At 68.2% G+C, this 23417-nt stretch carries 22 protein-coding genes and 1 pseudogene; 14 read left to right on the top strand and 9 right to left on the bottom strand.

Annotation, left to right across the window (positions count from 1 at the left end):
• Positions 1–64: 64 nt before the first annotated feature.
• Positions 65–442, bottom strand: coding sequence for a 4'-phosphopantetheinyl transferase superfamily protein (locus tag ACFTE1_RS01590; RefSeq protein WP_380620205.1), 378 nt, complete (start codon positions 440–442; stop codon positions 65–67).
• A gap of 365 nt (positions 443–807) precedes the next feature.
• Here ACFTE1_RS01590 and ACFTE1_RS01595 point away from each other — a divergent pair, with 365 nt between their 5' ends.
• Positions 808–2223 carry an MFS transporter gene (locus ACFTE1_RS01595; protein WP_380620207.1) on the top strand — a complete coding sequence of 472 codons (1416 nt, stop codon included), beginning with the start codon at positions 808–810 and terminating at the stop codon, positions 2221–2223.
• A 93-nt stretch (positions 2224–2316) separates the two neighbouring features.
• Here ACFTE1_RS01595 and ACFTE1_RS01600 read toward each other — a convergent pair whose 3' ends face one another.
• Together ACFTE1_RS01600 and ACFTE1_RS01605 are read right to left on the bottom strand one after the other, a co-directional pair.
• The gene (locus ACFTE1_RS01600; protein WP_380620209.1) at positions 2317–3492 is read right to left on the bottom strand and encodes a hypothetical protein; all 1176 of its coding nucleotides are present in this window, start codon (positions 3490–3492) and stop codon (positions 2317–2319) included.
• Between the two features lie 243 nt (positions 3493–3735).
• Positions 3736–4098: pseudogene (locus tag ACFTE1_RS01605) on the bottom strand (MerR family transcriptional regulator); the annotation flags it as partial.
• A gap of 120 nt (positions 4099–4218) precedes the next feature.
• Between ACFTE1_RS01605 and ACFTE1_RS01610 the strand changes: the two are divergent.
• Positions 4219–5292 (top strand): alkene reductase, encoded by a 1074-nt coding sequence (locus ACFTE1_RS01610; RefSeq protein WP_380620211.1) that lies wholly within the window; start codon positions 4219–4221, stop codon positions 5290–5292.
• Between the two features lie 370 nt (positions 5293–5662).
• Here ACFTE1_RS01610 and ACFTE1_RS01615 read toward each other — a convergent pair whose 3' ends face one another.
• Complete coding sequence (locus ACFTE1_RS01615) at positions 5663–6106, bottom strand: winged helix-turn-helix transcriptional regulator (RefSeq protein WP_380620214.1); 444 nt, start codon at positions 6104–6106, stop codon at positions 5663–5665.
• 132 nt (positions 6107–6238) lie between these two features.
• On the opposite strand from ACFTE1_RS01615, the gene ACFTE1_RS01620 reads away from it, so the two are divergent.
• The gene (locus ACFTE1_RS01620; protein WP_380620216.1) at positions 6239–7111 is read left to right on the top strand and encodes an oxidoreductase; all 873 of its coding nucleotides are present in this window, start codon (positions 6239–6241) and stop codon (positions 7109–7111) included.
• Positions 7112–7316: 205 nt separating this feature from the next.
• Here the strand turns inward: ACFTE1_RS01620 and ACFTE1_RS01625 are convergent, their stop codons facing one another.
• Positions 7317–8117 carry an alpha/beta fold hydrolase gene (locus ACFTE1_RS01625; protein WP_380620219.1) on the bottom strand — a complete coding sequence of 267 codons (801 nt, stop codon included), beginning with the start codon at positions 8115–8117 and terminating at the stop codon, positions 7317–7319.
• Between the two features lie 37 nt (positions 8118–8154).
• Here ACFTE1_RS01625 and ACFTE1_RS01630 point away from each other — a divergent pair, with 37 nt between their 5' ends.
• The 11 genes from ACFTE1_RS01630 (at position 8155) to ACFTE1_RS01680 (ending at position 19433) form a co-directional block, all read left to right on the top strand.
• The gene (locus ACFTE1_RS01630; RefSeq protein WP_380620222.1) at positions 8155–8781 is read left to right on the top strand and encodes a TetR/AcrR family transcriptional regulator; all 627 of its coding nucleotides are present in this window, start codon (positions 8155–8157) and stop codon (positions 8779–8781) included.
• Between the two features lie 390 nt (positions 8782–9171).
• A complete protein-coding gene (locus tag ACFTE1_RS01635; protein WP_380620224.1) occupies positions 9172–10005 on the top strand; it encodes a CPBP family intramembrane glutamic endopeptidase in 834 nt (277 codons plus the stop codon).
• Positions 10002–11159: a sensor histidine kinase gene (locus ACFTE1_RS01640; RefSeq protein ID WP_380620226.1), complete on the top strand. Its 1158-nt coding sequence runs from the start codon at positions 10002–10004 to the stop codon at positions 11157–11159. The genes ACFTE1_RS01635 and ACFTE1_RS01640 overlap by 4 nt, the downstream gene beginning before the upstream one ends.
• Positions 11156–11812 carry a response regulator gene (locus ACFTE1_RS01645; protein ID WP_380620229.1) on the top strand — a complete coding sequence of 219 codons (657 nt, stop codon included), beginning with the start codon at positions 11156–11158 and terminating at the stop codon, positions 11810–11812. Before ACFTE1_RS01640 ends, ACFTE1_RS01645 begins: the two co-directional genes overlap by 4 nt.
• A gap of 514 nt (positions 11813–12326) precedes the next feature.
• On the top strand, positions 12327–13244 hold the full coding sequence (locus tag ACFTE1_RS01650) for a peptidase inhibitor family I36 protein (RefSeq protein WP_380620231.1): 918 nt from the start codon (positions 12327–12329) through the stop codon (positions 13242–13244).
• A 108-nt stretch (positions 13245–13352) separates the two neighbouring features.
• Positions 13353–14216 carry a peptidoglycan-binding protein gene (locus ACFTE1_RS01655; RefSeq protein ID WP_380620233.1) on the top strand — a complete coding sequence of 288 codons (864 nt, stop codon included), beginning with the start codon at positions 13353–13355 and terminating at the stop codon, positions 14214–14216.
• A 208-nt stretch (positions 14217–14424) separates the two neighbouring features.
• The gene (locus ACFTE1_RS01660; protein ID WP_380620236.1) at positions 14425–14877 is read left to right on the top strand and encodes a hypothetical protein; all 453 of its coding nucleotides are present in this window, start codon (positions 14425–14427) and stop codon (positions 14875–14877) included.
• 423 nt (positions 14878–15300) lie between these two features.
• A complete protein-coding gene (locus tag ACFTE1_RS01665; RefSeq protein WP_380620239.1) occupies positions 15301–15504 on the top strand; it encodes a cold-shock protein in 204 nt (67 codons plus the stop codon).
• Between the two features lie 244 nt (positions 15505–15748).
• Complete coding sequence (locus tag ACFTE1_RS01670; RefSeq protein WP_380620241.1) at positions 15749–16915, top strand: hypothetical protein; 1167 nt, start codon at positions 15749–15751, stop codon at positions 16913–16915.
• A 492-nt stretch (positions 16916–17407) separates the two neighbouring features.
• A complete protein-coding gene (locus tag ACFTE1_RS01675) occupies positions 17408–18472 on the top strand; it encodes an acyltransferase family protein (protein ID WP_380620244.1) in 1065 nt (354 codons plus the stop codon).
• Positions 18473–18584: 112 nt separating this feature from the next.
• Positions 18585–19433, top strand: a complete 849-nt coding sequence (locus ACFTE1_RS01680) for a polysaccharide deacetylase family protein (protein WP_380620247.1) — start codon at positions 18585–18587, stop codon at positions 19431–19433.
• A 195-nt stretch (positions 19434–19628) separates the two neighbouring features.
• On the opposite strand, the gene ACFTE1_RS01685 is transcribed toward ACFTE1_RS01680, so the two are convergent.
• From ACFTE1_RS01685 to ACFTE1_RS01700, 4 genes are all read right to left on the bottom strand, one after another.
• The gene (locus ACFTE1_RS01685; RefSeq protein WP_380620249.1) at positions 19629–20432 is read right to left on the bottom strand and encodes a serine protease; all 804 of its coding nucleotides are present in this window, start codon (positions 20430–20432) and stop codon (positions 19629–19631) included.
• 288 nt (positions 20433–20720) lie between these two features.
• Complete coding sequence (locus ACFTE1_RS01690; protein ID WP_380620251.1) at positions 20721–21446, bottom strand: glyoxalase; 726 nt, start codon at positions 21444–21446, stop codon at positions 20721–20723.
• A gap of 149 nt (positions 21447–21595) precedes the next feature.
• The gene (locus tag ACFTE1_RS01695; protein WP_380620253.1) at positions 21596–21979 is read right to left on the bottom strand and encodes a hypothetical protein; all 384 of its coding nucleotides are present in this window, start codon (positions 21977–21979) and stop codon (positions 21596–21598) included.
• Between the two features lie 145 nt (positions 21980–22124).
• Positions 22125–23147: an SAM-dependent methyltransferase gene (locus tag ACFTE1_RS01700; protein WP_380762560.1), complete on the bottom strand. Its 1023-nt coding sequence runs from the start codon at positions 23145–23147 to the stop codon at positions 22125–22127.
• Between the last annotated feature and the right edge of the window lie 270 nt (positions 23148–23417).

The following is a 23417-nucleotide window of genomic DNA, read 5'->3' on the forward strand; positions in this document are numbered from 1 at the left end:
CTCCACGGATCGCACCCCGGTCCTTCCGCTGCGAAGGAGGGACCGGGGCGGTCGAGGCGACCCCTCAGCCGAGGTCGCGGACGCTCCAGGAAACGCTTATGTGGTGGTCGTCCAGCCACCACCCTCTGGTCGCGAACTCCATGCGGTCGATCTCGCTCTTGCGGAAGGAGATCTCGGGAGCCGGACGCGGGTGCAGCGCCCGAGTCCGGATTCGGCGGGGCGCGGTCGCGAGGCCGACGCCGGCCGCCTTCCCAGCCGACTCTTTGGCCGTCCAGATCTCCGTGAGGATCTCCTCGGAACCGGTACGCACCTCTTCGGCCTCGACCTCCGTCAACGCCCAATTCAAGTCGCCGAAAGCGGTGGCGGGAATCCGGCGTTCGCAGTCGACTCCCACCCGGACCTCGCAGACGGTGACCACCGCGAGCCGGTCCGCGTGCGCCACCGAGAAGTGGTCGGCGCGGAACGACAGGGGGTACCGTCAGGCCGAGTTGGAGTAGTAGGCCAGGCCCGGAACTCCGAGGGCGTACCGGACCAAGGGGCGCGCGTCGGAGGAACCGGGCTCGATTCCCGCCATGTACACGGAGAGGCGGGGCACCGGGAGGCCCCCGCGAGGCCACCGACAAGGGAGCGGAAGATCTGGTCTTTCCGGAGTTCCCGTCACCTGGGGCGTGGGCGTGCCCCGAGAACTTCAAGAAGCCGGAGCCCACGAGATCGTCGCTACGCGCGATGAGTTGTCCGATGCGCTCCTCGGCGCACTCGATCCGGCCACCGACCCTGCCTCCCGGCAGTAGCAGAAGGAGACCTCCAATGAAAGACGTCGGGAAGATGAGTCCGGTCCAGCGCCTGGCTCTCATCACCATCGGCATCGCGCAGTTGTTCATCGCCGTGGACTACTCGTCCGTCTATGTCGCCATGCCGAGCATGGGGGCGGACCTCGGGATGAGCGAAGTCAGCCTGCAGTGGATCATCACGGCTTACGGCCTGCCGTTCGCCGGTTTCATGCTGCTGGGCGGCCGCCTGGTCGACCGGTACGGCGCCGTCCGGACCTTTGTCTTCGGCAACGTCGCCTTCGGCGCGGCCAGCGTGATGGCCGCTCTCGCCACGGACGGCGGGCTGCTCCTCGGATCCCGCGTTGTCCAGGGACTGGCCGCCGCGGTGCTGTCCCCCGCGATCCTGGCCCTTTTGTCGGTGAACTTTCCGGACGGCCCCAACCGGTCCCGGGCCTACTCCATCTGGGGCGCCGTCGGCGCCTCCGGGCTCGCGTTCGGAGTGCTCCTGGGCGGCGGGCTGACCGAGATCAGCTGGCGGTGGATCTTCATCATCAACATTCCGCTGGTGCTGGTCTGCATCGCGGGCGTCCTGAAGATCTCGGACGCCGAGAAGCACGGTGACGAGAACAGCCGTGTGCCGATTCTCAGCACCACTCTCGGCACCGCATCCGTGCTTCTGCTCGTCCTCGCGCTCACCTTTGTGGGAGAAGGGACGTCCGACGCGGCTCCCATCGCCGTCACCGGCGCCGCCGCCATCATCGTCACCATTGCGTTCCTCGTCAACGAACGACGGTCCCGCACCCCGCTCGTCGACCGCGCGCTACGCAAGATCTCGACGCTGCGGCGAGGCGCGCTGGGAGCCGCCCTCTACATGTCCAGCGTGGGAACCGAGTTCTTCATCATCACCCTCTACCTGCAGGACCAGCGCGACTATTCGCCCGTTGCCGCGGGGATCGCATTCCTGCCCCTCGCCGCGTTCGTGACGCTCGGAAATATCTTCGCGGGCAGGCTCCTGAAGCGGCTCACCGTGGCGAGGACCCTCGGACTGGGCTTCGCGATCTCCGCCGCCGGCCTGCTGCTCTTGGCGTTCAGCCTGTCGATCGAGAGCTACTGGATCGCGCTTCTGCCCGGTTTCGTCATCAGCGGACTCGGCCACGGCATGGTTTACACATCGATGTTCGTGCTGGGCAACACCGACGTCAAGCCCGAGCTGAGCGGCAGCGCCGGCTCCCTCATCACCGCGTCGCAGTACTCCTCGGCCGCGTTCGGCACGGCGGTGCTGACGATCATCATCGTCGCCGTGCAGGGTTCCGCCGGGTTCGCCTGGGGGTTCGGGTTCAACGCCCTCGTCGCCGTGGCGGGAATCGCCTTGGCCGCCACGACACGGCTTCGCGGGGCCGAGGTCTCCGAAGCGGAGGCGAAGGATTCCGAAGCGGTGCCTTCCATGTCCTGATCGGCTCGGACCGCGAAAGGGCGTTCGGTCGCGTGCCCGGGCGCCCTTTCACTCATGGCGCACACCTGGAACCGCTCGAGCGGCGACTACGGGTCAGTCGAGCTTCTCGGCAGCGGCCATGGCCCGGCCGAGCTGCTCCTGGTATTCGCCGAACTCCTCCGCCCGGCCCTGGTAGTACTCGGTGTCGAACTGCCGGAAGGCCTTGAGCATGGCGTCCTCCAGGCCGGTCTCGTCATTGCACCGGGCCCAGGCGGCCCCCATCGCGATCTCGGCGCGGACCAGCTCGTCGACATCGGACGGGAGGTCGTCCGGGGCTTCGGGGTAGACGGTCTCCTCGTCGAATCCGGCGAAGACGTCGGTGTAGTCGGGGTAGATCCCCTCAGCCCAGTAGGCGTCCGGCGACAGGCGAGCGACCTCGTCGTCGAACTCCCATCCCGGATAGCCCGCCTCCCCAAGGCACTGGAAGAACTCCGCTCCCTCGGCCTTCTCGACCGCTTTCACCACGGCCTTGCCCCGGTCCGCCCGCGCATCGGCGCTCACGTGCTTGGGGAAGGCGAACCCGTATACGATCTCGTGCCCCCGCCAGAACTCGGAGGTGTCGGCGTCGTCGCCGTAGACGTCCTCTATCACCTCGCCGGCGCAGCCGTACGGGACCAGGTCCTCCGACGTCTCGGGCCTGGGACCGGTCTCGTCGAGCAGGTGCCCCCACCGGGACTCGGCGGCCTCCCCGCCGACGAAATCGGCGTACCAGGCGAACTGGTCGGCGTGGGACAGCTCGTGGAACGCCGAGTTGTCCAGCGGGTCGCCGGTCTCGTCCTCGTTGTCCTCGTCGCCCTTGGCGCTCTGGTACTCCTCGGCGAGTCCCGCCCACTGCCCGGAGGCGGCGATGTCGGTGTACGCCCAGCCGCCGAAGCCGAACTTCCCGGCCCTCTCCGTCGACGGGAAGAACTTCAGCCCGTAGTCGTCGGGAATCGAGTCGAGCTCCTCGAACGTCCACGGCGCCACCAGCGACTCATCGTGGACGGTGTGCCCCTTGTCCTCCATGCACTTCCGGGCGGCCTGGCGTTCGAGCGCGCCGAGCTCCGTTTCAAGCCGCACCGTCTCATTGAGCATGGCGATGGGATCCGCGTCGGCCTCGCCGCCGGTGATATCGGCGGCCTGTGCCTCCTCGGGACCGGTATCGCTGCACCCGGTCAGTCCAAGGAGGCCGACGGTGGCTCCTGTGGCGGCGAGCCGGTGCAGTTTCCTCATGCGACTTTTCGATGCCATTCGGTCAGTCCTTTCGTTCGACGCTCACAGAAAGGACGCGTGAGGTGGTGCGGGCGTCGCACCGGGGAGGCGGAATGTAAGGGAAAGTGACGCAGGTTACGGATTGGGAAACACGGTCGGGGCGCGTGGCGATGGCGTTGATGGAGAGAGGGAGTGGCGTGATCCCCGGCCTGCCGCGAGCAGATGACGACTCTGGTATCGCCCCCCCTGCTCCCGGCGCGTCCTAGCTAAGGTCCGAACGGCCGAACGCTGCGTCTCGCGGTATGCGCGCGCCTTGGCTATCAGCCCGTCCAACGTTGCACGCGTCTGTACGAGATCGTCGATGCGCGCAGAGATCTGGTCCCGCTGCTGTGTCATCCGCTCTAGAGCGGCGTCCGAGTTCTCTTCGCTGGGGGCGTCCGCGCACGGTAGCAGCTCGGCGATCGTTCGGCTTGACAGTCCTGCCGCGTACAGGCACTGGATGAACCGAACCCGGTCCACTTTGTCGTCCGTGTAGTGCCGCTGTCCGCTCGGGCTGCGGGCGCTGGAGAGCAGGCCCTGCTCCTCGTAGTACCGCAGCGAGCGCACGCTGACGCCCGCTCGCGCGGCGAGATCACCGATCCGCACCATTGCCTCCTGTCGTGTCGGTCACAGCATTTGCCCCTGACATTGATGTCAGGTCTTAGCATAGCCCTGCACCTCAGAACGAGGCACCGCCACCCATCACCGAACATCAAGGAGCGCAACGTGACGACACTCTTCTCCGGCTACCGGACCGGCGACCTGGATCTCCCCAACCGCGTCGTGATGGCGCCCATGACCAGGGTCAGGGCCGCCGCCGGGGGTCTGGCCACACCTTCGATGGCGACGTACTACGCGCAGCGCGCGACCGCCGGCCTCATCGTGTCCGAAGGCGTGCAGCCCAGCCTGATCGGCCAGTCCAACCCCGGAACCCCCGGGCTGCACACCGACGAGCAGGCGGAGTCCTGGCGCCCCGTGACCGACGCCGTGCACGCCAATGGCGGTCGCATTTTCGCGCAGATCATGCATGGCGGACGCGTCTCGCACCCGGACACCAACGGTCTCCAACCCGTCGGGCCCTCGGCGATCGCAGCCGTCGGCAACGTCTTCACCCCGGGCGGCCAGAAGCCGGCGCCGGTACCGCGCGCAATGGAGACCGCTGAAGTGCCGGAGCACGTCCGGTCTTACGCCGACGCGGCCCGACGCGCCATCGACGCCGGGTTCGACGGGGTCGAACTGCACGGCGCCAACGGTTACCTGATCTCCCAGTTCCTGTCGTCCAACGCCAACCTCCGCGCGGACGTGTACGGCGGCTCGATCGCGAACCGGATCCGGTTCGCCGTCGAAGTTGTCGAGGCGACTGTGGACGCCATCGGCGCGGCGAGGACGGGCATCCGGCTGTCCCCGGGCGGCGGATTCTGGGGCGTCGAGGAGGCCGACGCCGCTGAGCTCAACACCACGCTGCTCACCGAACTCGCCCGCTTCGGCCTCGCGTACGTTCACCTGGAGGCCACCACTGACGACGAGGTCCTGACGGGACTGCGCCGCGCCTGGCCCGGCACCCTGATCATGAATCCGGCCGTTCCCATGGGGCCCAAGCAGACCGATCGTGCGGAGGCCGACCGATGGCTGAGGCTGGGGGCCGACCTCATCAGCTTCGGCCGCGGGTTCATCGCCAACCCCGACCTCGTGGAACGCCTGCGCACCGGGATGCCGATCGCACCGGTCGACGAAGCCACGTACTACCAGGGCGGGGACGCGGGTTACCTGACCTACCCGTCATACCAGTACACGGCGTGAAACCGCACGGAGCCGGTGCGGGGGCGCCTCGCTGACGAGCACGTCGGCGGGGCGGTCCCACGGCGGTCCGGCTTCGAACGCAGAGGTCCGGCAGAGGGCGGCAACGCCACAGGCCCGACTATCCGTGCCCAAGGCGTCGTCGGCACATTCGCCGAGAGCGTTGTCCTCCAGGAGGAGGCAGACGACCGGTATGAACGCTTCTGCACGTTCGGACATGCGCTCGCAGTCACGCCATGGGAACTCCTGGCGTGTGAAAGAGCGCTCGGTGCCGTCGTTCCGACGGAACGATCCGGTCCGTCCCTCCGGCCGAACGGTGGCCGCGACGCGTCCCGCGGAGGGGGTGTCCGTCGGCCGTCGGCGCCTGAACGCGTTACGAGGCGCGGGAGTCGTATTCCTCGCGGTGGGTGAGGACCCGGTCCATGTGGGTCTGCGCCCAACTCCTGATCCCGCGCGTCATGTGGTGGAGCGAGAGGCCGAGGTCGGTCAGTTCGTAGGCGACGGTGACGGGCACTGTCGGCGTCACGGTCCGGGTGAGGAGGCCGTCGCGCTCCAGCGACCGAAGCGTCTGGGTCAGCATCTTCTGGCTGGCCCCGGCCAGAACACGGGAGATCTCGGAGTACCGCATCGCCTTCGGCGCGTCCGCTTCTGATTCACCGGGCCGCGCGGGACCGTCGCCGCCCAGGGCGCACAGGATCAGGACGACCCACTTGTCGGAGATGCGGTCCAGCAGCTGCCGACTGGGGCATTCCGCGAGAAACGCGTTGTACTCCGCCTTGGCCTGCGCTCGCCTCTCGGCCGCGTTCATGGTCGCCATGAAGATCACCTCGCACATAGGGGTGGGTTACGCACTTCAAAGTGCCTACTTCCGGATAAGGAGCCTCTCTCCTAACGTAATGCGGGACGGCGATGAACGCCATCGACGCAACGCACGATGAAAGGCAGCGAGATGAACACACCCACTCCCTCACTCCCCGGCGGAACCTGGACGCTGGGCGACCTGACCCTTGAGCGGTTCGGCTACGGTGCCATGCAGCTGGCCGGCCCGTGGGCGCTGGGGCCGCCGGCCGATCGCGATGAGGCCCTGGCGGTTCTGCGCGACGCGGTCGATCTCGGCGTCACCCACATCGACACGAGCGGGGCCTATGGGCCCCGTGTCGTCAACGAGCTGATCCGAGAGGCGCTCCACCCCTACCCCGAGTCGCTGTGCGTCGCGACCAAGGTGGGCGCGAACCGTGACGAGCAGGGCGGTTGGCCTGTCGCACGGCGACCGGAAGACCTGCGCAGCCAGGTTCACGACAACCTCAAGTCTCTCCGACGCGACGAACTCGACTTGGTCTACCTGCGACTCGGCGACGCCGAAGGCCCCCGGCCCGGTTCACTGGCCGAGGCGTTCGGGACACTCGTCGAGCTGCAGAAGCAGGGCCTGATCCGCCGTCTGGGGGTCAGCAACGCCACGGGAGAACAGGTCGCCGAGGCACAGGGCATCGCGCCGATCGTCAGCGTGCAGAACATGTACAACCTCGCCCACCGGCACGATGACGAGCTCATCGACCGGCTCGCGGCCGACGGCGTCGCCTACGTCCCCTTCTTCCCGCTCGGGGGCTACACTCCGCTGGAGTCCTCGGCGCTCTCGGCTGTCGCCGCACGATCGGAGTCGACGCCGAAGTCGGTCGCACTGGCCTGGCTGCTGCGGCGGTCCTCGAACATCTTGCTCATTCCCGGCACGTCGTCCAGGGCGCACCTGCGCGAGAACATCGCCGGCGCGAACCTCTCCCTCTCCCATGAGGACCTGTCTGACCTGGAAGAAATAGGCCGCTGACCGCTCCGGGGCCCGCTCGGTCCACCGGCAACGACAGACGTTCCGGCCCGGTCGCCGTCGCGCGACCGGGCCGGAACCGGTTCACCGTCCTCACCCGGGGAAGGTTCGCGATTCATTGGGGGCCGTACGCCGAGGAGAAGGCGAAAGCCCGAGTGGCTCGCGCTGAAGGGCGAAGCAGCCGCTTCACACTGTCATGGCGGTCGGGTCAAGCGGTGGAGTCCAGAAGTCGGTTCACCAGAGCCGCGAGGTGCTCGGGGGCTTCCAGATGGGCGAGGTGGCCCTGACCGCTCAGCTCGTGCACGACCGCCGTCGGCGTCCGACTGGCGACGTCATCGAACGAGGTCCCGTACGGCGCCCGTCCTCGGTTCAGCTCGCCTACGACCAAGTCGATACGCTCGGCCATCGTGGCGAGCGTGTTCTGGTGACCCGCTTCGTTGATGGCGAGCGTTTCCGCATAGACGGGCGAAGCGAGGCGCAACAGCCCGTTCCAGACCGCCTCGTCGGAACGCAGCGCCTCGACCGACTCTTCGCTCATGCCGGTGACTCGTCGGAGGGCGACTTCGACGGTTCCGTCAAGGTCCGCTTCCTCATGGGCGTGACGCAGATCCGGCAGCGCCTGAGCTCCGAACGGCGCCATGATCGGTTCATAGGCGATCAGGTGCGGCACGGCGACCTCGTTCGCCAGGTGCAGTGCGATCAGTCCGCCGTAGCTCCATCCGAACAGGGCGCGGACGCCGGCGAACTCCTTCAGGGCCGCCGCGGCGTCCTTAACCTCGGTGGCGAGCGAGTAGGCGTCTGTCAGCGGTCCGGAGGGATGCCGGCCGCGACGGTTGACGACGGCGACCGTCTGCCGTCCGTCGAGGTGGCGAGCCACGTGCCGCCATGCTGTGGCGTCCGACATGGCGCCGGGGATAAGCACGATCGCGTCTTTGTCCGCGTCGCCGTAGACGTCGACGGTGATCCAGGATCCGTTCACCGTCACTTGTTTCTGAATCATTTGCTCCATAATTCGATTGTACTGCGGTGGTGTTAGAATCGACCGAATGGCGACTCATTCCGCGGGACGGCCGAGGTCCTTCGACCGCGACCTCGCTCTGCGCAAAGCCGCTCACCTTTTCTGGCAGCACGGGTTCTCGGGGACTTCGACGCGGATGTTGACCGCCTCCCTCGGCATCTCGAGTTCCAGCCTGTACGCCGCGTTCGGATCGAAGGCCGACATCTTCGAGGAAGCGGTTCGCACCTATGCGTTGCGATACAGCGCCGTTTACGAGCGTGCGGTGGAGGAACCCGCGATCGTTCGCGTAATCGAGCGGATCCTCCTCGACTCGGTGGACGAGTTCAGCAGATCCGAGGAGGGGCACCCGGGGTGTTTGAGGAGCAGCGCGGCCATGGCGGACACTCCTGAGACACTGGACGTTCGCGGCTTCGTCGCCGATCTGCAGCGATCGGACGAGGAGCGGCTGCGCGCCCGTATCGACCGTGCGGCGGGGGAGGGCGAGCTTTCGGCGTCGGTGGATCCGACGAAGCTCACCGACCTCGTGCAGACGGTCTGGGAGGGCCTGTCGTCCCGTTCCGAATTCGGGGCCACCCGTGACGATCTCCGCGAAGTCGCCATCTTCGCACTGGCACTCATTGAACGGACGATTCATGCGCGGGAGCGGGAAAGCTAGCTTCTCGGATGTGTAGCGGATCTTGAGGAGCTGCCCTTTGGGCGGAGATCCGCAGCGCATAGTGGGGGTCGTGAACCTCTTTGGAGAAGCGAACGGTCGGTCCAGCTTGGTAGTGGAGGGACGCTGGGGCAGACCGCCGGTTGCGGTCGCCGGCTCAACAGGGTGCGAGTCGGAGGCGACGTTCCGTGTGGTCTGGTGCCGAGGGCGAGAGCGGTCGTCGTAACCCCGTCGTCCTACTGAGCGGTGCGAGGGCTACTTCTTCCTTCGCCTGTCCCCCAAGAGAGCTACACGGAGGTGAGCTCTCAACGGGGATGGCGCGGAGCCGCCGAATCAGTAGCGTTCAGGGGAAACCGCGGCACTCGGCCGCGATCCACTTCAAGGAGTACTCGCATGAGACTGTTCTGGCAGCTGCTGGCCATCGCGGTGGTCAGCTTCGTCGGCGGCCAAGCCCTGTACGCGGTCGAGGACGAACCCTGGTTGATGCTTCCCGTCGGCCTGGTAGCCGCCGTCCTGGCCCTCTTCGTCTACCGGTGGGTGGTGCGCCGGACTGAGAGGCGTGCCGTCACCGAACTCGCCTGGGAGGGAGCGGCCTACAAGACGGGGCTGGGCACCCTGACCGGCACGGCGATGTTCGGGTTCGTCATAGTCAACATCGCTTTCCTCGGTTTCTACCGCGTCGACGGCATGGGCGATCCCGGCGGCGCGGCCGGACTCCTGGGATTCATGGCCGCAGCTGCGGTGACCGAGGAACTGCTGTACCGGGGCGTCCTGTTCCGCTTCGTAGAAGGCTGGGCGGGCACCGGGATCGCGCTGGCGCTCACCGGCATCGTGTTCGGAGCCGTGCACCTCGTCAACCCCGGCGCCTCCGTGGTCGGCGCGCTCTCGATCGCCGTGTCCGCCGGCCTCATGCTGGGCGCCGCCTACGTTGCCACCCGCAACCTGTGGGTGCCCATCGGCATCCACTTCGGCTGGAATTTCGCCGCCGGGGGCGTGTTCAGCACCGAGGTGTCCGGCAACGGCACACCGCAGGGGCTTCTCGACGCCTCCACGTCCGGCCCCGCCCTGGTCTCCGGAGGAGCCTTCGGCCCCGAGGCCAGTCTCTACACGCCCCTGGCCGGGCTGATCATCACCGCAGTGCTCCTCTGGATCGCGAAGCGGCGCGGCAATCTGGTTCCCATGCGCCGCAAGAACCGAGCCGAAGCCGTTGCTACACTGGCGCAGTGAACGTCCTCCGGCGGATCTCGGAGCGATGGCGCCGCCTCGACGTCGTCGTCCGGGACCTTCCCCTCGCCGTCGTCCTCATCGCCGTCTCTTTCTGGCCGGTCTTCGAGGGGAGGGAAACACAGCTCGGCGATCTCCCGCAGCGTCCGTTCGACGCCTACGCCGCCATCCTGCTCGCGTCGCTGTGCCTCCCGCTGGCCGCGCGCCGCCGCCTGCCGGCCACGAGTCTGGCCGTCATCGCCGCCGCCTTCTCCGTCTCCGTCCTGACCGGATACCACTTCGTCGCCGGCAGCGCGCTACCGTTCGCCCTGCTGAGCGCCGGCATCCACCTCGATCGGCACCGGCGTGCCGCCGCGGCCGTCCTCACCACCGCCTACATCGCGCTGGCCGTGGCGCTGAACCGATTGGACTCCCCGGAGACGATATCGGCCTACATCGCCTTCTACCTGATGTTGGCGGCCGTTTGGGCGATCGGATCGTGGGTGCGCTCCTCCCGCGCCGCTGAGGCCGCCCAGCGCCGGCGCGTCGCCGAGACCACTCGCGCCGCCGAACGCGCACGCATCGCCCGCGAGCTCCACGACGTCGTCACCCACCATGTGACCGCCATGGTCGTCCAGACGGAAGCCGCCCGATATCTCACCGGCGCACCGGACAGGCTCGATCGAACTCTCTCCGACGTGACCGATACCGGGAGGCGTGCGATCGGGGACTTGCGGCACCTGCTCGACCTGCTGGACCCCGACCACGATCAAGGCCCGGACCGGACCTCCGCTCTCGGCCGCCTCTCCACCCTCGTCGAACAGGCCCGCCGAGCCGGGCAGCCGATCGAGTTCACCGAGGAAGGCACTTCGGCGGCCGCCGCCGGCAGCGCCGATTTCGTGGCCTACCGGACCGTCCAAGAGGCTCTGACCAACGCGCTCAAATACGCTCACGGCAGTCCCACGTCGGTTCGCGTCCACCACGGCGCGAACGCGATCACGGTGGAAGTCGGCACCGGACGGCCCGAGTCGCCGACCGAGGCCGGAAACGGAAGCGGACGCGGGCTCGCCGGGCTACGCGAACGGGTCGACGTCCTCGGCGGCGAGTTCGGCGCCGGACCCCGCCCCGACGGCGGTTTCGGCGTGCGAGCGCGAATCCCCACCGGGAGCCGGACATGACCGGACCGACCCGAGTCCTGGTGTGCGATGACCAGATCCTCGTCCGCACCGGACTGACCACGATCATCGACGCCCAGTCCGACATGGCCGTCGTGGGCGAATGCGGTGACGGCCGGGCCGCGGTGGATCTGGCGCACCGGCTGCGGCCCGACGTGGTCGTCATGGACGTGCGCATGCCGGTCCTCGACGGGATCGACGCCACTCGGGAGCTCGCCGGGGCGGGCGTGCCCGACCCGGTCAAGGTCCTGGTGGTGACCACGTTCAATCTGGACGAGTACGTCTACGAGGCCCTTCGCGCCGGGGCCAGCGGGTTCCTGCTCAAGGACGCCCCGCCGAACCGGCTCTTGCAGGGCGTTCGCACCGTCGCCTCCGGCACCGCGCTGCTCGCCCCGGAGGTGACCCGGCAACTGGTCGGCAAGTACGCCTCTCGCATCCGCCCCGCCGAGGCCGAACGGGACGTCCCGTTGACGCCCAGGGAACTGGAAGTCCTCCGGCTCATCGCCGAGGGGCTGTCCAATTCCGAGATCGCCGGGGCTCTCGTCATCAGCCCCGAGACGGTCAAGACGTTCGTGTCCCGCATCCTCGCCAAGCTCTCGCTCCGCGATCGAGTCCAGGCGGTCGTCTACGCCTACCGCAACGGGATCGTGGCCTGAGGGTTCAGTCTCGCGAACGTGCCCGAGGTTCGGCCGGAGTGTCGTTTCGCGGCGGGGGCGCGACCGTTGGGGAGGCGGGGCGTGGTCGGCCGACTCGTCTTTCTGCGTCGAGCGTTCTTCGGCAGGGGCGGTATTCCCGGCCCGGCAAGGGATCGTCTGCCGAGCCGGTCCGGCGTCCTTCTCGTTCCCACAGGCCCGCTTCTGGATTCAACATATCCACATACTTTCCACAACGGTCGCGGCTCACCATGTCCCGGTGAGCGAATTTCGGAGGACCCTCATCTCTCCGGCTCGGGCGGCGGCCCAATGTCCGCCCTGCGGTCCGGAGACGGTCCGCCGGAATGCCGGCCCTGCTCTTTCGGGCAAAGGCCGTAGCTCACCTCCACAACGATCACGGAACCCGTCGCCCGCGACGGGGAGGAGGCGCAGCAGAGTCGACGATCGAACCGACGGGCCGTCGGCCCGGATCGGTGCTGTAGGTCCCCGCGTTCCGAATTTTCTACTAGGAGAAGTCATGAGTTGGATCAAAACGAAGCGACCGCGAGTGCTCGCGGTGATCGTGGCGGCCTTGGTGGGCACCATGGTCGGTCTGTCCGCGATCACGCCGGCACAGGCCGCGACGGCGCGCAACGGAATCTGCGAGACGGGCGAGTTCTGTCTCTACTACAACAGCGACCAACAGGGGTCGGTGAGCGACTTCAAAGGGTCGATTCCCACCTACGGCACCGGTAGTACCTGCTACGAGTACAAGGGATCCGGAGCCGGCAAGGGCCAGTGCGTCAAGAACAACGCCGCCTCGGCCAAGAACCTGACGGGCAAGTACGTCACGGTCTTCTACAAGAGCAACTACGCGGGCACGATCGACAACTTCAGCCCGGGCTCGGCGGCGAACCTCCGCGCTTACCTGAAGAACGACAACGCCGGCCACCGCGTAGGCGTGAGCGGCAGCGCGAGCGCCAACCTGGAATACGGTCTGTACCACTCGTCGTCGGCACGCGTCAACGCCTACTACGACGGCTACGTCAACACCCCGGGACGTCACGAGGGCATCGACATCGCCAAGAGCATCGGCAGCCCGGTGTACTCGCTGACCTCCGGAAAGGTGATCCGCAAGACCGAGGGCTCGAGGGGCTCCGGCGGCCTGTCCACCCTGGCGATTTACAACTCGAGCCTCAACAAGACCGTCGTCTACCTGCACCTGGACCCGTACAACGGGCTCAGTGTCGGCTCCACCGTCTCCAAGGGCTCCAAGATCGGGTACGAGGACTGGCGCGGTGTGAGCAAGTCCGGCGCCGCTCACACGCACTTCGAGATGCGTCCCGGCTACCAGACCGGCGCGGCCAAGAGCGTCAACGACTACACCCTGTCCAACCCGATTCCGACCGGCTTCTGGGCGGCCCGCGGTTACAACGCCTGCTGCCGATACAGCTAGTTCCCGACCAGTACCCGGACGGTCCGCACCGCTTGAACCGCGAGCGGTGCGGGCCGCTCCTGTGCTGGGAGCGGAAGACGATTCGCACGATTCACGAGGAGGCAGATCATGAACGATCAGAAGAGGCCGGCGATCTCCCGCCGCCGACTGCTCACCGCGGGCCTGACCGTCGCCGGAGCGGCGGCAGCGTCCCCACTGTTCTCGGCGGCGGCGAGCGCGCGGCCGACGGTCGACATGGAGTTGGTCATAGTGGCGGCCCAGGTCGATCCGCCCAAGTCCGGGCAGGGAACGACCCTGGACGCCGGACCGCATGTCGAGTCGGTGGAGGCCGGCCTGGCCTCCAAGGGCCACCTCAATAACGCCTATGTGGACGGACACTATGGTTCGTCGACCGTCTCGGCCTATTCCGCGTGGCAGAGGGCCCTGGGTTACAGCGGGATCGACGCCAACGGACTGCCGGGGCCCACGTCGCTGGCCAGGCTCGGCCAGGACACGGGTTTCTCCGTCGGCCGCATAGTCTCCATCGGTTCCCGCTGGGACTCCTACAGCGGCGAACGGGTGAACACGCGGACCAAGGACATGCTGGCCGCGGCCGATGCCAAGCTGTCGTGGGGCCTCCGGTTGACGCAGGGCTCCTACACCTCGGAGGACCCGACTTCGGCGGGAACGCACGACGGTGGCGGCGCGGTCGACCTCAGCGTCACCGGACTGACCGAGTCTCAGCGGTGGCGGACGGTGAAGGCGCTGCGCGAGGTCGGTTTCGCGGCCTGGCTGCGCACTCCGTCCCAGGGGAACTGGCCGTACCACGTCCACGCGGTGGCGGTGGCGGACACCGATCTGTCGCGTGTGGCCCAGCCGCAGGTGCACGACTACTTCTTCGGTAAGAACGGCCTGGCGAGCCACGCGGCCGACAACACTCCCTCTGCCTACCGGGTGCCCTTCACCTGGTGGGAGAGGTACAGCCGCGGCTGAGGGCCGCACCTGTCCCGGCGATGTCCGCGGTCCCGGCGGCGCTTGTGCGCGGTCGGGACCGCGGTCCTTTCTCCAGAAGGAGGGGGGTCGTTCGCCCGCTGGACGGGAGGTGCCGCCGTCGGGCGCCGTTGCCGTTCCCCTCCTGGAAGTCGGGGGGATTCAACATATCCGCAGTGGATACACAACTCCGCCGGTCCATGATGTCGACATGAACAAATTTCGCAAAACACTGATCTCTCTGGCCGGCGTCGCGGGGCTCGCTCTGGCGGCAGTACCGGCCTCCTCGCAGGCCGCCGCCGCGAACGCGAACCCGTGCGGCAGCTCGTTCGTGGAGGTCGCCTCGGAGTCCAAGAGCGCCAACGGCCTCACCGCGACGCTGAAGGTCTACTGGTCCGACGCCTACAACCAGAACTGCTCCGTCTTCTACAAGACCAACGACAACGACTCCATGAGCCCCATGGGGACCCTGATCCGCCCCACCGGCGGAACGGTCGCCGATCCGGGAGGCAAGGACAGCGGCTGGTTCTACAGCTACGCCGGGCCCGCCTACACGGACAAGAACATCAACATGGACGGCAAGTGCGTCGACGCCCACGGGTCGATCTTCGGCCACGACGAGCCCATGCTCGAGATCTACATGCCGAAGGTCGCCTGCGGCTAGCGCTCGCCCCGGTGGCCCATAGGCCCATCGCGTCGATCGTGAACCGCCGTCGGATCAGGAGGTCATGGCGCCTGGTCCGGCGGCGGCCCTCGACGAAAGGCCTCGTCCCGGCGTTCGGCCGAGTCCAGGCCGGACACGCCGAATCGCCTCCCCGATCGGCCGGGGATCCGCGGATCGGGCCGTCGCCCCGGCACTGGTCGAGAGGGGGAGACCGGGGTCTCCTTTTCGACCGGATCATCAGGGGAGCAGCGGTACGGGGACCGGGGGAGAAGGACGAAAACGCCCGACGGGGTGGTGGCGGTGTGGCGTTTCCCGATTCTCGGGGTAGGATGAGTAGTCGGCTCCGTGGCGGTCGGAGCGGCGTATCGATGGGGTCTGTATTCGAAGACCTCGATTTTTTTACCGCCCAACAAGGAGAAAAGTATGGCCACTGGCACCGTTAAATGGTTCAACGGCAACAAGGGCTTCGGCTTCATCGCTCAGGACGGAGGAGGCGACGACGTGTTCGCTCACGTCTCCAACGTCGCCGACCAGTCGGTTCGGGAGCTGGAAGAGGGCCAGGCGGTCGAGTTCGATGTCACCCGGGGCCCCAAGGGCGCCCAGGCTGAGAACATCGTTGTTATCTAAGCTTCAGGCTTCGAGCCTGTCCGCGGCGGTTGACGCCCCGGGCAGGCTTTTCTCGTATCCGGGCGGCGTTCCCGGCGAGAGGGCCGTGGCGGTCGTCGAGCTAGGGGGCGCGGTCGGGCCCGAGGGTCCCGGTCGGCCGTTGGGATCGGGGCGGCGGTCAGGCGTGGTGGGGCCGGCGGAGACATAGAAGGATATTCTAGAAGTCCTTCTCTCCCCGCGACGCCGAGCCGGAAGGGACCACACCGTGATCGAGGGCCCCTACGCCTACCGGACCATTGACATCTGCCGCTTCCGGCCGCACGAGCCGCGCCGAGAGCACCCGCTCCCCGACGATCCGGACGAGGTAGTCCGCCGGTACCGAACGTACACCGGAGGCGACCTGTGGAAGCTGCGAAACCGAGTCCGTGACGGGGGCCTGCCCGCCGGCCTCCACGTGGCGGCATTGCGAGCGCCCGTGGACACTCTGTGGCTCTTGGCCTTCGACCTCTGGCTGTCCCCGGATCCCGCTCCACCCGGTTTCGGGCAGGCACTGTGGGAACGGTTCCGGTTCGGCGACCCCGTATACCTCGAGTACTCCGACATCGTCGGCACGCTCGAGTCTCAGCGGGAACGCCGGTACCTGACCGGACGGAAGGGGTTCCGGTTCCCCGGCGAGGACGTCTACGAGGGCCTGTTCTCCCCGGACGACGGCTACCGCGAAGCCGCGGAGGACGTCGCCGCCGTCTTCTACCCGGAATCGGAGGGGGATCTGGAGCTCTGGTTCCACCGCAGGGTGAGCTACTCGAACGGGATGTGGGACGAGCTTGAGGAGACGGGCGTCCTGCTCTCCAGGCGAGCCCCCTGGGGCCTCGAGCCGGAGACGAGGCTCTGCCTCGACGCCTGGGGCATCGGCGAGGGCGGCGATTTCCGGTCGCTTCCGAACGCCCGGGAACTCCTCCTCGAGCGCTACCGCTCGGCGAACGGGACCGACCGGCTCACGCTGCGGGCCTACGCGGCGCGCAGCGGCCAGTGGGACCTGCTGCCCGCCCTTCGGCGGGACACGATGGCCACCGGACCGGTCGGCGACCTCCAGGTCGGGCTGGAGGACCGCCTGTTTGAAGGGCGCACCGGCGCTGTCCGTTCGATCATCCTGGCCCACAGCTTGAACCGTCTCCTGGTGTTCGCGCCCGGGCCGGGTCTCCCGCCGGACGGTAGCGCGGCAGTGGACATCCTGCGGACGCCGCTGCAGTCATTCGCCGCGCGGATCCACCGGAAGTCCGACTCGCCGACCGAGTACATGGTGGGCACCGTCGTCGGCGACCTCGACGCGGACCGAGTCCAGGAGGCCGTCGACGCGGAGACCGACGAAGTGCTCCAAGGCGTCTGGCGTTCCGTCGGCCGATTCCTCGAGGACGAGAGGCCGGACGGGTAGGGGCCCGGTGGAATCTGCCGGACCTGGAGCCGGTCGCCATGGCGACCGGCAGCGTGATCCAGAGGTTCTCCGGGGTGCCGTCGTCGAGGGCTCTGATCCGTTCCCGCGCTTGGCTCTCCATAATCGGCCGCCCTTTCTGGAATGAGGTTCCATATGGTGTGCTTCGGCTCGCGTCACGGATTCGGGGCCGGCGATCTCCCTCTAGGGCGCCCGCGAATTACGCGTCCCGCGGATCCGCCCCGTCGAATCGTGATGCGCGGCACGGGATAGCCGTTGCGTAACAAGGCTTTTGCATGTGACATAGAACAGTGAGAACATGTCTGCATAACCGATATGCTTCTGTGACGTTCTCTTCGGTCGTTCGTGACCGTCCGCCCCGACCATTGTCGCCATGACTGGACGAACAACCGGGTGGACGAAGTCGCTTCCCGCTCGCGCGAACGCCGTCGGGACGTCCTTCCCGGCCTCTCCGGACCGCCGGGAGGCCGAGCGGTGAGCACCTCCACCCGAGACGGCTGGGCCGACACCGCGAAAGGCCTCTGCATCGTCCTCGTCGTCCTCTGGCACGTGGTCGCGAAGCACGCCGCGAACGTCGACTGGGGCGACTCCGAGGGGATCGCCGCGTGGTGGGCGCTGTTGAGCGCGCAGTTCCTGCCGTTGCGGATGCCCCTGTTCTTCTTCATATCCGGACTGTTCGCCGCCCGTGCCGTGTTCGCCCCCGACGGCTCCTCGGCGGCCCGACGGGTCGGGCGCCTGTTCGGCCTCTACGCGCTCTGGCTGACGATCCAGACCTTCGCTCTGGCCGCGGCCCCCGACTTCGAGACGGCCCGGGCCCGCGACTTCGCGGAGTTCCTGGCCCAGCTCACGTTCAGCCCCACCAACCTCTGGTACTTCCTCGCCCTCGGCGTGTACCTCCTGATCGCCCGGGCCACGAGGAAGGCGCCGACCGCCGTCGTCCTGGCGGCGGCGTTCGCCGTCTCCGCCGTCGCCGCGGCAGGGGTGCTGCCCGACTGGGGGAACTTCTGGCAGGTCGTTCAGAACCTGTTCTTCTTCCTCGCGGGACTGCGCCTCGGCGATCGGGCGAAGCGCATGGCAGGGGCGGCGACCTTGACGGCGACGGTGTCGGCGGCAGCGGCGTTCGGCGTCGGGCTGGTCGCCGTGTCAGTGCTCGGCGCGCGCCAGTGGTTCGGGGTCTGGCCCCTGCTCTGCGCGGTGTCGGTCGTCTTCGGGCTGCTCGGCTGCGCGATGCTGGACCGGTACCTTCCCCGCGCGACGAGGCCGCTCCGCTGGATCGGGCAGAAGACTCTTCCGATCTACGTCCTCCACATGATCCCCCTCGCCCTGATCGACAGGGCCCTGCGATCGGACGGCGCGGCCGGCGCCCTGGCCAACCCGGTGATGGCCGTCAGCGAACCGATCCTGCTGACGGCACTGGTCATCCTGGTCTGCCTGGCCGTGCACGGCCTGATGGTGCGGTGCGGACTCAAGGTCCTCTTCGACCCGCTCCTCGTCCTGCCCAAAGCGCCGGCCAGGGAACCGTCCCGCGCGGGACGGTGACCGGCCCGGCGCGTCCGCGGACCGAGGGGAGCCCCCGCCCGTTCCCGCGACGGCGGGGGCAAGACAATAGGGGTCCTTGGTGAATTCAGAGGCCCGACAGAAAGTCCCTGCAATGCGAAGACGTCGAACCCTTGGAATGGCCGCGGCCCTGCCCGCCGCGATGCTGGCCGCCTGCTCGGAGCCGTCCGCTCCCGGCGGCAGCGAGGAGGCCTCCTCCGCGCCGCCCGATGAAGGCCAGAGCCCTTCCCCCGAACCGGAGGCCGTACCCGGCGCCAGCGATCCGTCCCGCCCGACGCCGGTCGTCGACAGGGGCCCGGGCGGCAGCGGCAGGGTGGCGCTGACATTCGACGCCGACCTGACCGAGTACATGCGCGCGCAACTGGAGTCCGGCGAGGTCGACACCTACCACAACGAGGAACTGCTGTCCTATCTGGAATCCGAGGACCTGGCCGCGACCTTCTTCATGACCGGCATGTGGATGCGTCAGTACCCCGACGAGACCTCCCGCATCGCCGCCAACCCCCGGTTCGAACTGGCCAACCACACCTTCGAGCACGAGGCGTTCACCTCCGACTGCTACGGCCTGGACTACGAGGACGAACCCGAGGCGATGCGCGAGGACGTGGAGAGCACCTTCGACGTCATGGAGGAGTTCGGCGGCAACCAGACCCGCTACTTCCGGTTCCCCGGCCTCTGCCACGACGAGGCCGCGCTCCAGGCCCTCCAGCCCCTGGGGCTGACCGTCGTGGACGGCGACGTCGTCAGCGGGGACCCCTTCGCCGAGGCGGCGCAGCCGATCGTGGACGCGGTGCTGTCCCGGGCGGAGGCCGGCTCGGTGGTCATCATGCACATCGGCGGGCCCAACGCCCCGCAGACCCACCTGGCCCTGCCGTCGATCGTCGACGAGCTGCGGAACCGGGGCCTGGGCTTCGGGACACTGTCCGAAGTCCTAGCGGACTGACCGCGGCCGCCGACCTCGCCCGAGCGTTCAGAACGTCCGCGGCACACGGAAATGCGGCCGTCGACCGGGGAACGGTCGACGGCCGCACCGTGGCGCGGCGGCCGGACTCAGGCCTGCGTGACACTGCGGTGAGGTGTCAGGGCCGAGGCTTCCGCGGCGCCGCTCGGCAAGGGCCGGCCCGGTGGGAACCGGCCCTCAGGACATGGCCGCGATGGCGGCGTTGACGTCGTCGAGGAACCAGCTGACCTGGGCGTAGACGCCCGGGTAGCGCTTCTTGCCGCAGCCGTTGCCCCAGCTGACGATCCCGGCGAGGACGTCCTGGTCGCCCTCGCGGGCGACGAGCGGGCCGCCGGAGTCGGCGGAGCACGCGTCCACGCCGCCCTGCTTGAGGTAGCCGGCGCAGATCATCGAGTCGGCGTACCACCACGAGCTGCGCTTATAGGAGCGGCCGCAGTCGGTGTCGTTGACGTAGGGGACCTCGGCCCAGCGCTGCTCGTTGGGGTAGACGTTGTCCTCGGTCAGGCCCCAGCCGGCGACGGCGTAGGTCGGACCCTCGTCGACCTCGGTGCCCTGCGGCAGGGCGACGGTCTGGGCGTCGGGTACCGGCTCGGCGAGCTTCATCAGGGCCCAGTCGTTGCTGATGGGCGTCTCGTCGCCGTAGTTGTCCGGCATGAAGATGTCGACGACCTCGTACTCCGCCATGTCCGGGCTGTCGAGCTCCACCGAGCCGTGGCGCACGGTGTAGGTGTCGACGTCGGCGCCCTCGGTGCAGTGCGACGCGGTGAGGACGATGTCGTCGGCGACGAGCGAGCCGCCGCACCAGTGCGAGTCCTCCGCGACGCGGTACAGGGAGACCAGGTACGGGAACTGGTCCTGTTGGGAGGGGTCGCCGCCGACGACCTTGGCCCCGATTTCTCCGGCGCTCGCGCCGGAGGCGAGGGCGAGTGCTCCGACGGCCGACGCCGCCGCGGTGGCGATGACCTTTTTCAGCTTGTGCATGGACGGATCTCCTACTGGTCATGCGACGAGGATTCTACATATCGCTAAATGTAGAAATGTGGTCTTTCGATTCGCAATCCTAGATTTCGCGGCAGGAGGAGAGAATAGGGAATGCCCTTGCGCACCCCCTATGTGTCGAACATCTGTCTCATGTGCAGTATTGTTTCCGAATAGTCGGGCAGACTTATTGAGGCACAATGCTTGTCGATCTGACGGAGTGAGCGTCCACGGTGCTCTCGGCGCCCGGTGGGCGGCGGAGCATTCGGTGTCTCAAGGGGAGCGGCGCGGTTAGGCGTCCAGGATGTCGGTGCTCGTCAGCTCCTCGGCGATCGTCCGCCGCTGGGCGTCGGTGAGTTCCAGCCGGTTCAGTTGGTCCGACCAGGCCCGGACCCGATCGGCGTCTTCTTCCAGGGCCGTGCCGAGCTCGACGAGCATGGCCAGTGCCAAGGCCCGGTCCATGGGATCGGCCTCCGAGCCGTGCCGCTTCCATCCGGACTTGACCGCGCGGTAGGCGGCCTCGTCGTCGGTCTTGAAGTCGCGGAAGTTCCGGGCGTTCTCGAGCGACCTGGCGAGTCCGCGCAGACTCCGGGAACCGCCGTGGTCGCGGTCGGCCGGTTCGTCGCGCTGGATGAAGATGAGGGAGTTGCCCGACGGGTCGAGGAGGGTGAACCGGGACTGGCCGGGCCGGAAACGCGTGATCCGGGGGAGGCCCTTGGCGAGGACCCTGCCGTAGGCCGCGCGCATTGCCTCGGTGAACTCGGAGTGGTAGGGCGCCACCGAGTCCACCATGATGAGGCAGACGCCGCCGTCCTCCGCGGCCGGGTCGTGGCCCTGGGGAGGATTGCGGAAGTGGACGTCGAAACCGCTCCACCGGAGGGCCAGGTAGAGGTAGGGTCTGGTCTGCTCGGCGGTGACGGTGAACCCCAGCGTCCGGTAGAACTCGAGGGTCTCCTCGGGGTCGGAGCAGGGGAGGACGGGGACGGCGGTCTCGTTCGCCCGAACGGAATCCGGCACGGGGTGCTCCTTCTCGGCCGCGCATTGACAGCGTGCGGCGATCCTTGTTCTGGAGGTGCCCAGTCTAGCCGCCGGCACCGACACCGGCGGCTCCCCGGAGGGAGCCGCCGGTCAACGCCGTGCCGGAGCGTCCCGGCGGGGCGGGCGGCCTACTTCAGTCCGGCCTGGACGACCCACTGGTTCCTCCAGGAGACCTTGTACCACCGGTTCCCGTGCTTGTTGGTGCAGTAGTAGGAGTACTTGATGACCTTGTCGCGGTTCAGGACCTTGACGACGTCCTCGCGCCCGTAGTAGCCGGAGCGGAGCTTCGCGCCCTGGCGCGTGGTGCGCCGGATGCCGTACTTGGTCCAGTTGTCCTTGCCGTGTTCGCAGCGTCCCGAGGCCTCCGGGACCCGGTCGGCCGAGGCCTCCGGCGGCGGCGCGGCCGGCACGGCTGCGGGCACGGCGGTGGCCGAGGCGGTGAGCCCGAAGGCGGCGATGAGGAGGCCGCCGACTCCGGCGGCGATCCGGTGGCGCTTCTGCGAGTGCGACATGGTGTCTCCTTTCGGTGAAGGATCGTGGGACACGTACAAGCTAGGCGCGAGCGGTGCCCGCCGGCCGGCGAACGCGGAGAAGTCCCGCGGGCCTGTCGGCAATCCGTCGGTCTCGTCGAAAGGAGGCCCTCTTCGCGGAGCGGCGTCAGCCCTTGTTCCGCAGGACCACGGTGATCTCGTTGCGGTTGTGCCGCAACTGCCGGGCGAACTCGACGGTGAAGCCCTTGCGGAGGATCCCGAAGGACTCCTGGAGCTGGGGCAGGACGTGCCGGTTGCCGGTCTTCAGGGTGACGACGCAGCGCCCGGAGGGCTTCAGGACCTTCCTGCTGTCGAGCATGAGGCGGCTCGACCGTGCCGGGCTCATCTTCATGTCGTTCACGATGAGGTCGAACCGGTCCTTCGCGTCGCGCAGGAAGTTGCCGGCGGTGGTCCTCTCGTGGCGGACCAGCGGGAGGTCCAGCACGCGCTCGTCCAGGTCTCCGGGGTCCACGGCCGTGACCTCGAAGCCCCGCTCGGCGAGGATCCTCGACCAGCCTCCGGGAGCGGCGCCGTAGTCGAGGGCGAGGCTGCCGGGCGACGCCTGGAGCGAGACGTACTGCAGGAGCTCCTCCAGCTTGAACTCGGCCCGGGAGACCTGGTCCGGGGTGCGGGCGAGGCGCACTTGGCCGCCCGGCCAGGTGCTCAGGCTGTCCTCGGCGCGGTTCAGTCCGACGACGACGGTGTCCGGCGTGTGGCAGATCGAGACGACCCACTCGGCTCCCACGCGGGAGACGTCGAATCCGCGGTCGCTCAGCAGGTCGCGGGCGCTGCCCCACTCCTCGTGCCGGTTGAAGCGGTAGGGGACCTTGCCGTCCAGCCACGTTTGCAGGGAGACGGCGGTCTGGTCCGTCTCGTCGCGGAGGAAGCGGGCGACGCGGTCGGCGACGGAGTCGAACCCCTCCTCGACGGGGTCGTACTCGGCGATCACCTCGGTGACGTGGCGGAGGAACGGCAGGGGCTCCGAGGCGGCGATGTCGGCCAGGTCGGCGGCGGTGGAGTGCTCGGCCGTGACCACCGCGGACTCGTCGCCGACCCTGCGGACGTCGACGACGTCGTCCACGTAGCGGTGGAGGTCCTTCTTCATGCTCCAGAAGGAGTCGGCCGCCATGGATACCAGTGATGAGTACAAAGTCGTTCTTCCGTGCCGTTCGGGGTCAGTGTCCACCCGCCCGCCGCCCCGCGGGCGGGAGCGGTGCGCGTCGAGTGCCATGGTCGCACGGGCCGTCCCGAGTGAGCGGGCAAGGAGGCGCTGACGTGCGGACGCTAGCGATTCTACCAGCGGACCGGCCCGGAACGCGGCGGTCGGAACGGGAGGGGCGGAACCGGACGGAGCGGGCCGGCGCGCCGCGCTGCCGCCGCGATCCTCACTGTCCGCAGTGGTCCTGTGCGGTGCGGTGGC

This window comes from Salininema proteolyticum, from assembly GCF_042685645.1.
Taxonomy (GTDB): Bacteria; Actinomycetota; Actinomycetes; order Mycobacteriales; family Micromonosporaceae; genus Salininema; species Salininema proteolyticum.

Bases quoted from the DNA above. Each gene is read 5' to 3' on its own strand.
- ACFTE1_RS01680 (WP_380620247.1), top strand. From the start codon at position 18,585: ATGCGAAGACGTCGAACCCTTGGAATGGCCGCGGCCCTGCCCGCCGCG.
- ACFTE1_RS01620 (WP_380620216.1), top strand. From the start codon at position 6,239: ATGAACACACCCACTCCCTCACTCCCCGGCGGAACCTGGACGCTGGGC.
- ACFTE1_RS01695 (WP_380620253.1), bottom strand. From the start codon at position 21,979: ATGTCGCACTCGCAGAAGCGCCACCGGATCGCCGCCGGAGTCGGCGGC.
- ACFTE1_RS01665 (WP_380620239.1), top strand. From the start codon at position 15,301: ATGGCCACTGGCACCGTTAAATGGTTCAACGGCAACAAGGGCTTCGGC.
- ACFTE1_RS01600 (WP_380620209.1), bottom strand. From the start codon at position 3,492: ATGGCATCGAAAAGTCGCATGAGGAAACTGCACCGGCTCGCCGCCACA.
- ACFTE1_RS01645 (WP_380620229.1), top strand. From the start codon at position 11,156: ATGACCGGACCGACCCGAGTCCTGGTGTGCGATGACCAGATCCTCGTC.
- ACFTE1_RS01685 (WP_380620249.1), bottom strand. From the start codon at position 20,432: ATGCACAAGCTGAAAAAGGTCATCGCCACCGCGGCGGCGTCGGCCGTC.
- ACFTE1_RS01650 (WP_380620231.1), top strand. From the start codon at position 12,327: ATGAGTTGGATCAAAACGAAGCGACCGCGAGTGCTCGCGGTGATCGTG.
- ACFTE1_RS01630 (WP_380620222.1), top strand. From the start codon at position 8,155: ATGGCGACTCATTCCGCGGGACGGCCGAGGTCCTTCGACCGCGACCTC.
- ACFTE1_RS01615 (WP_380620214.1), bottom strand. From the start codon at position 6,106: ATGGCGACCATGAACGCGGCCGAGAGGCGAGCGCAGGCCAAGGCGGAG.
- ACFTE1_RS01660 (WP_380620236.1), top strand. From the start codon at position 14,425: ATGAACAAATTTCGCAAAACACTGATCTCTCTGGCCGGCGTCGCGGGG.
- ACFTE1_RS01595 (WP_380620207.1), top strand. From the start codon at position 808: ATGAAAGACGTCGGGAAGATGAGTCCGGTCCAGCGCCTGGCTCTCATC.
- ACFTE1_RS01635 (WP_380620224.1), top strand. From the start codon at position 9,172: ATGAGACTGTTCTGGCAGCTGCTGGCCATCGCGGTGGTCAGCTTCGTC.
- ACFTE1_RS01655 (WP_380620233.1), top strand. From the start codon at position 13,353: ATGAACGATCAGAAGAGGCCGGCGATCTCCCGCCGCCGACTGCTCACC.
- ACFTE1_RS01625 (WP_380620219.1), bottom strand. From the start codon at position 8,117: ATGGAGCAAATGATTCAGAAACAAGTGACGGTGAACGGATCCTGGATC.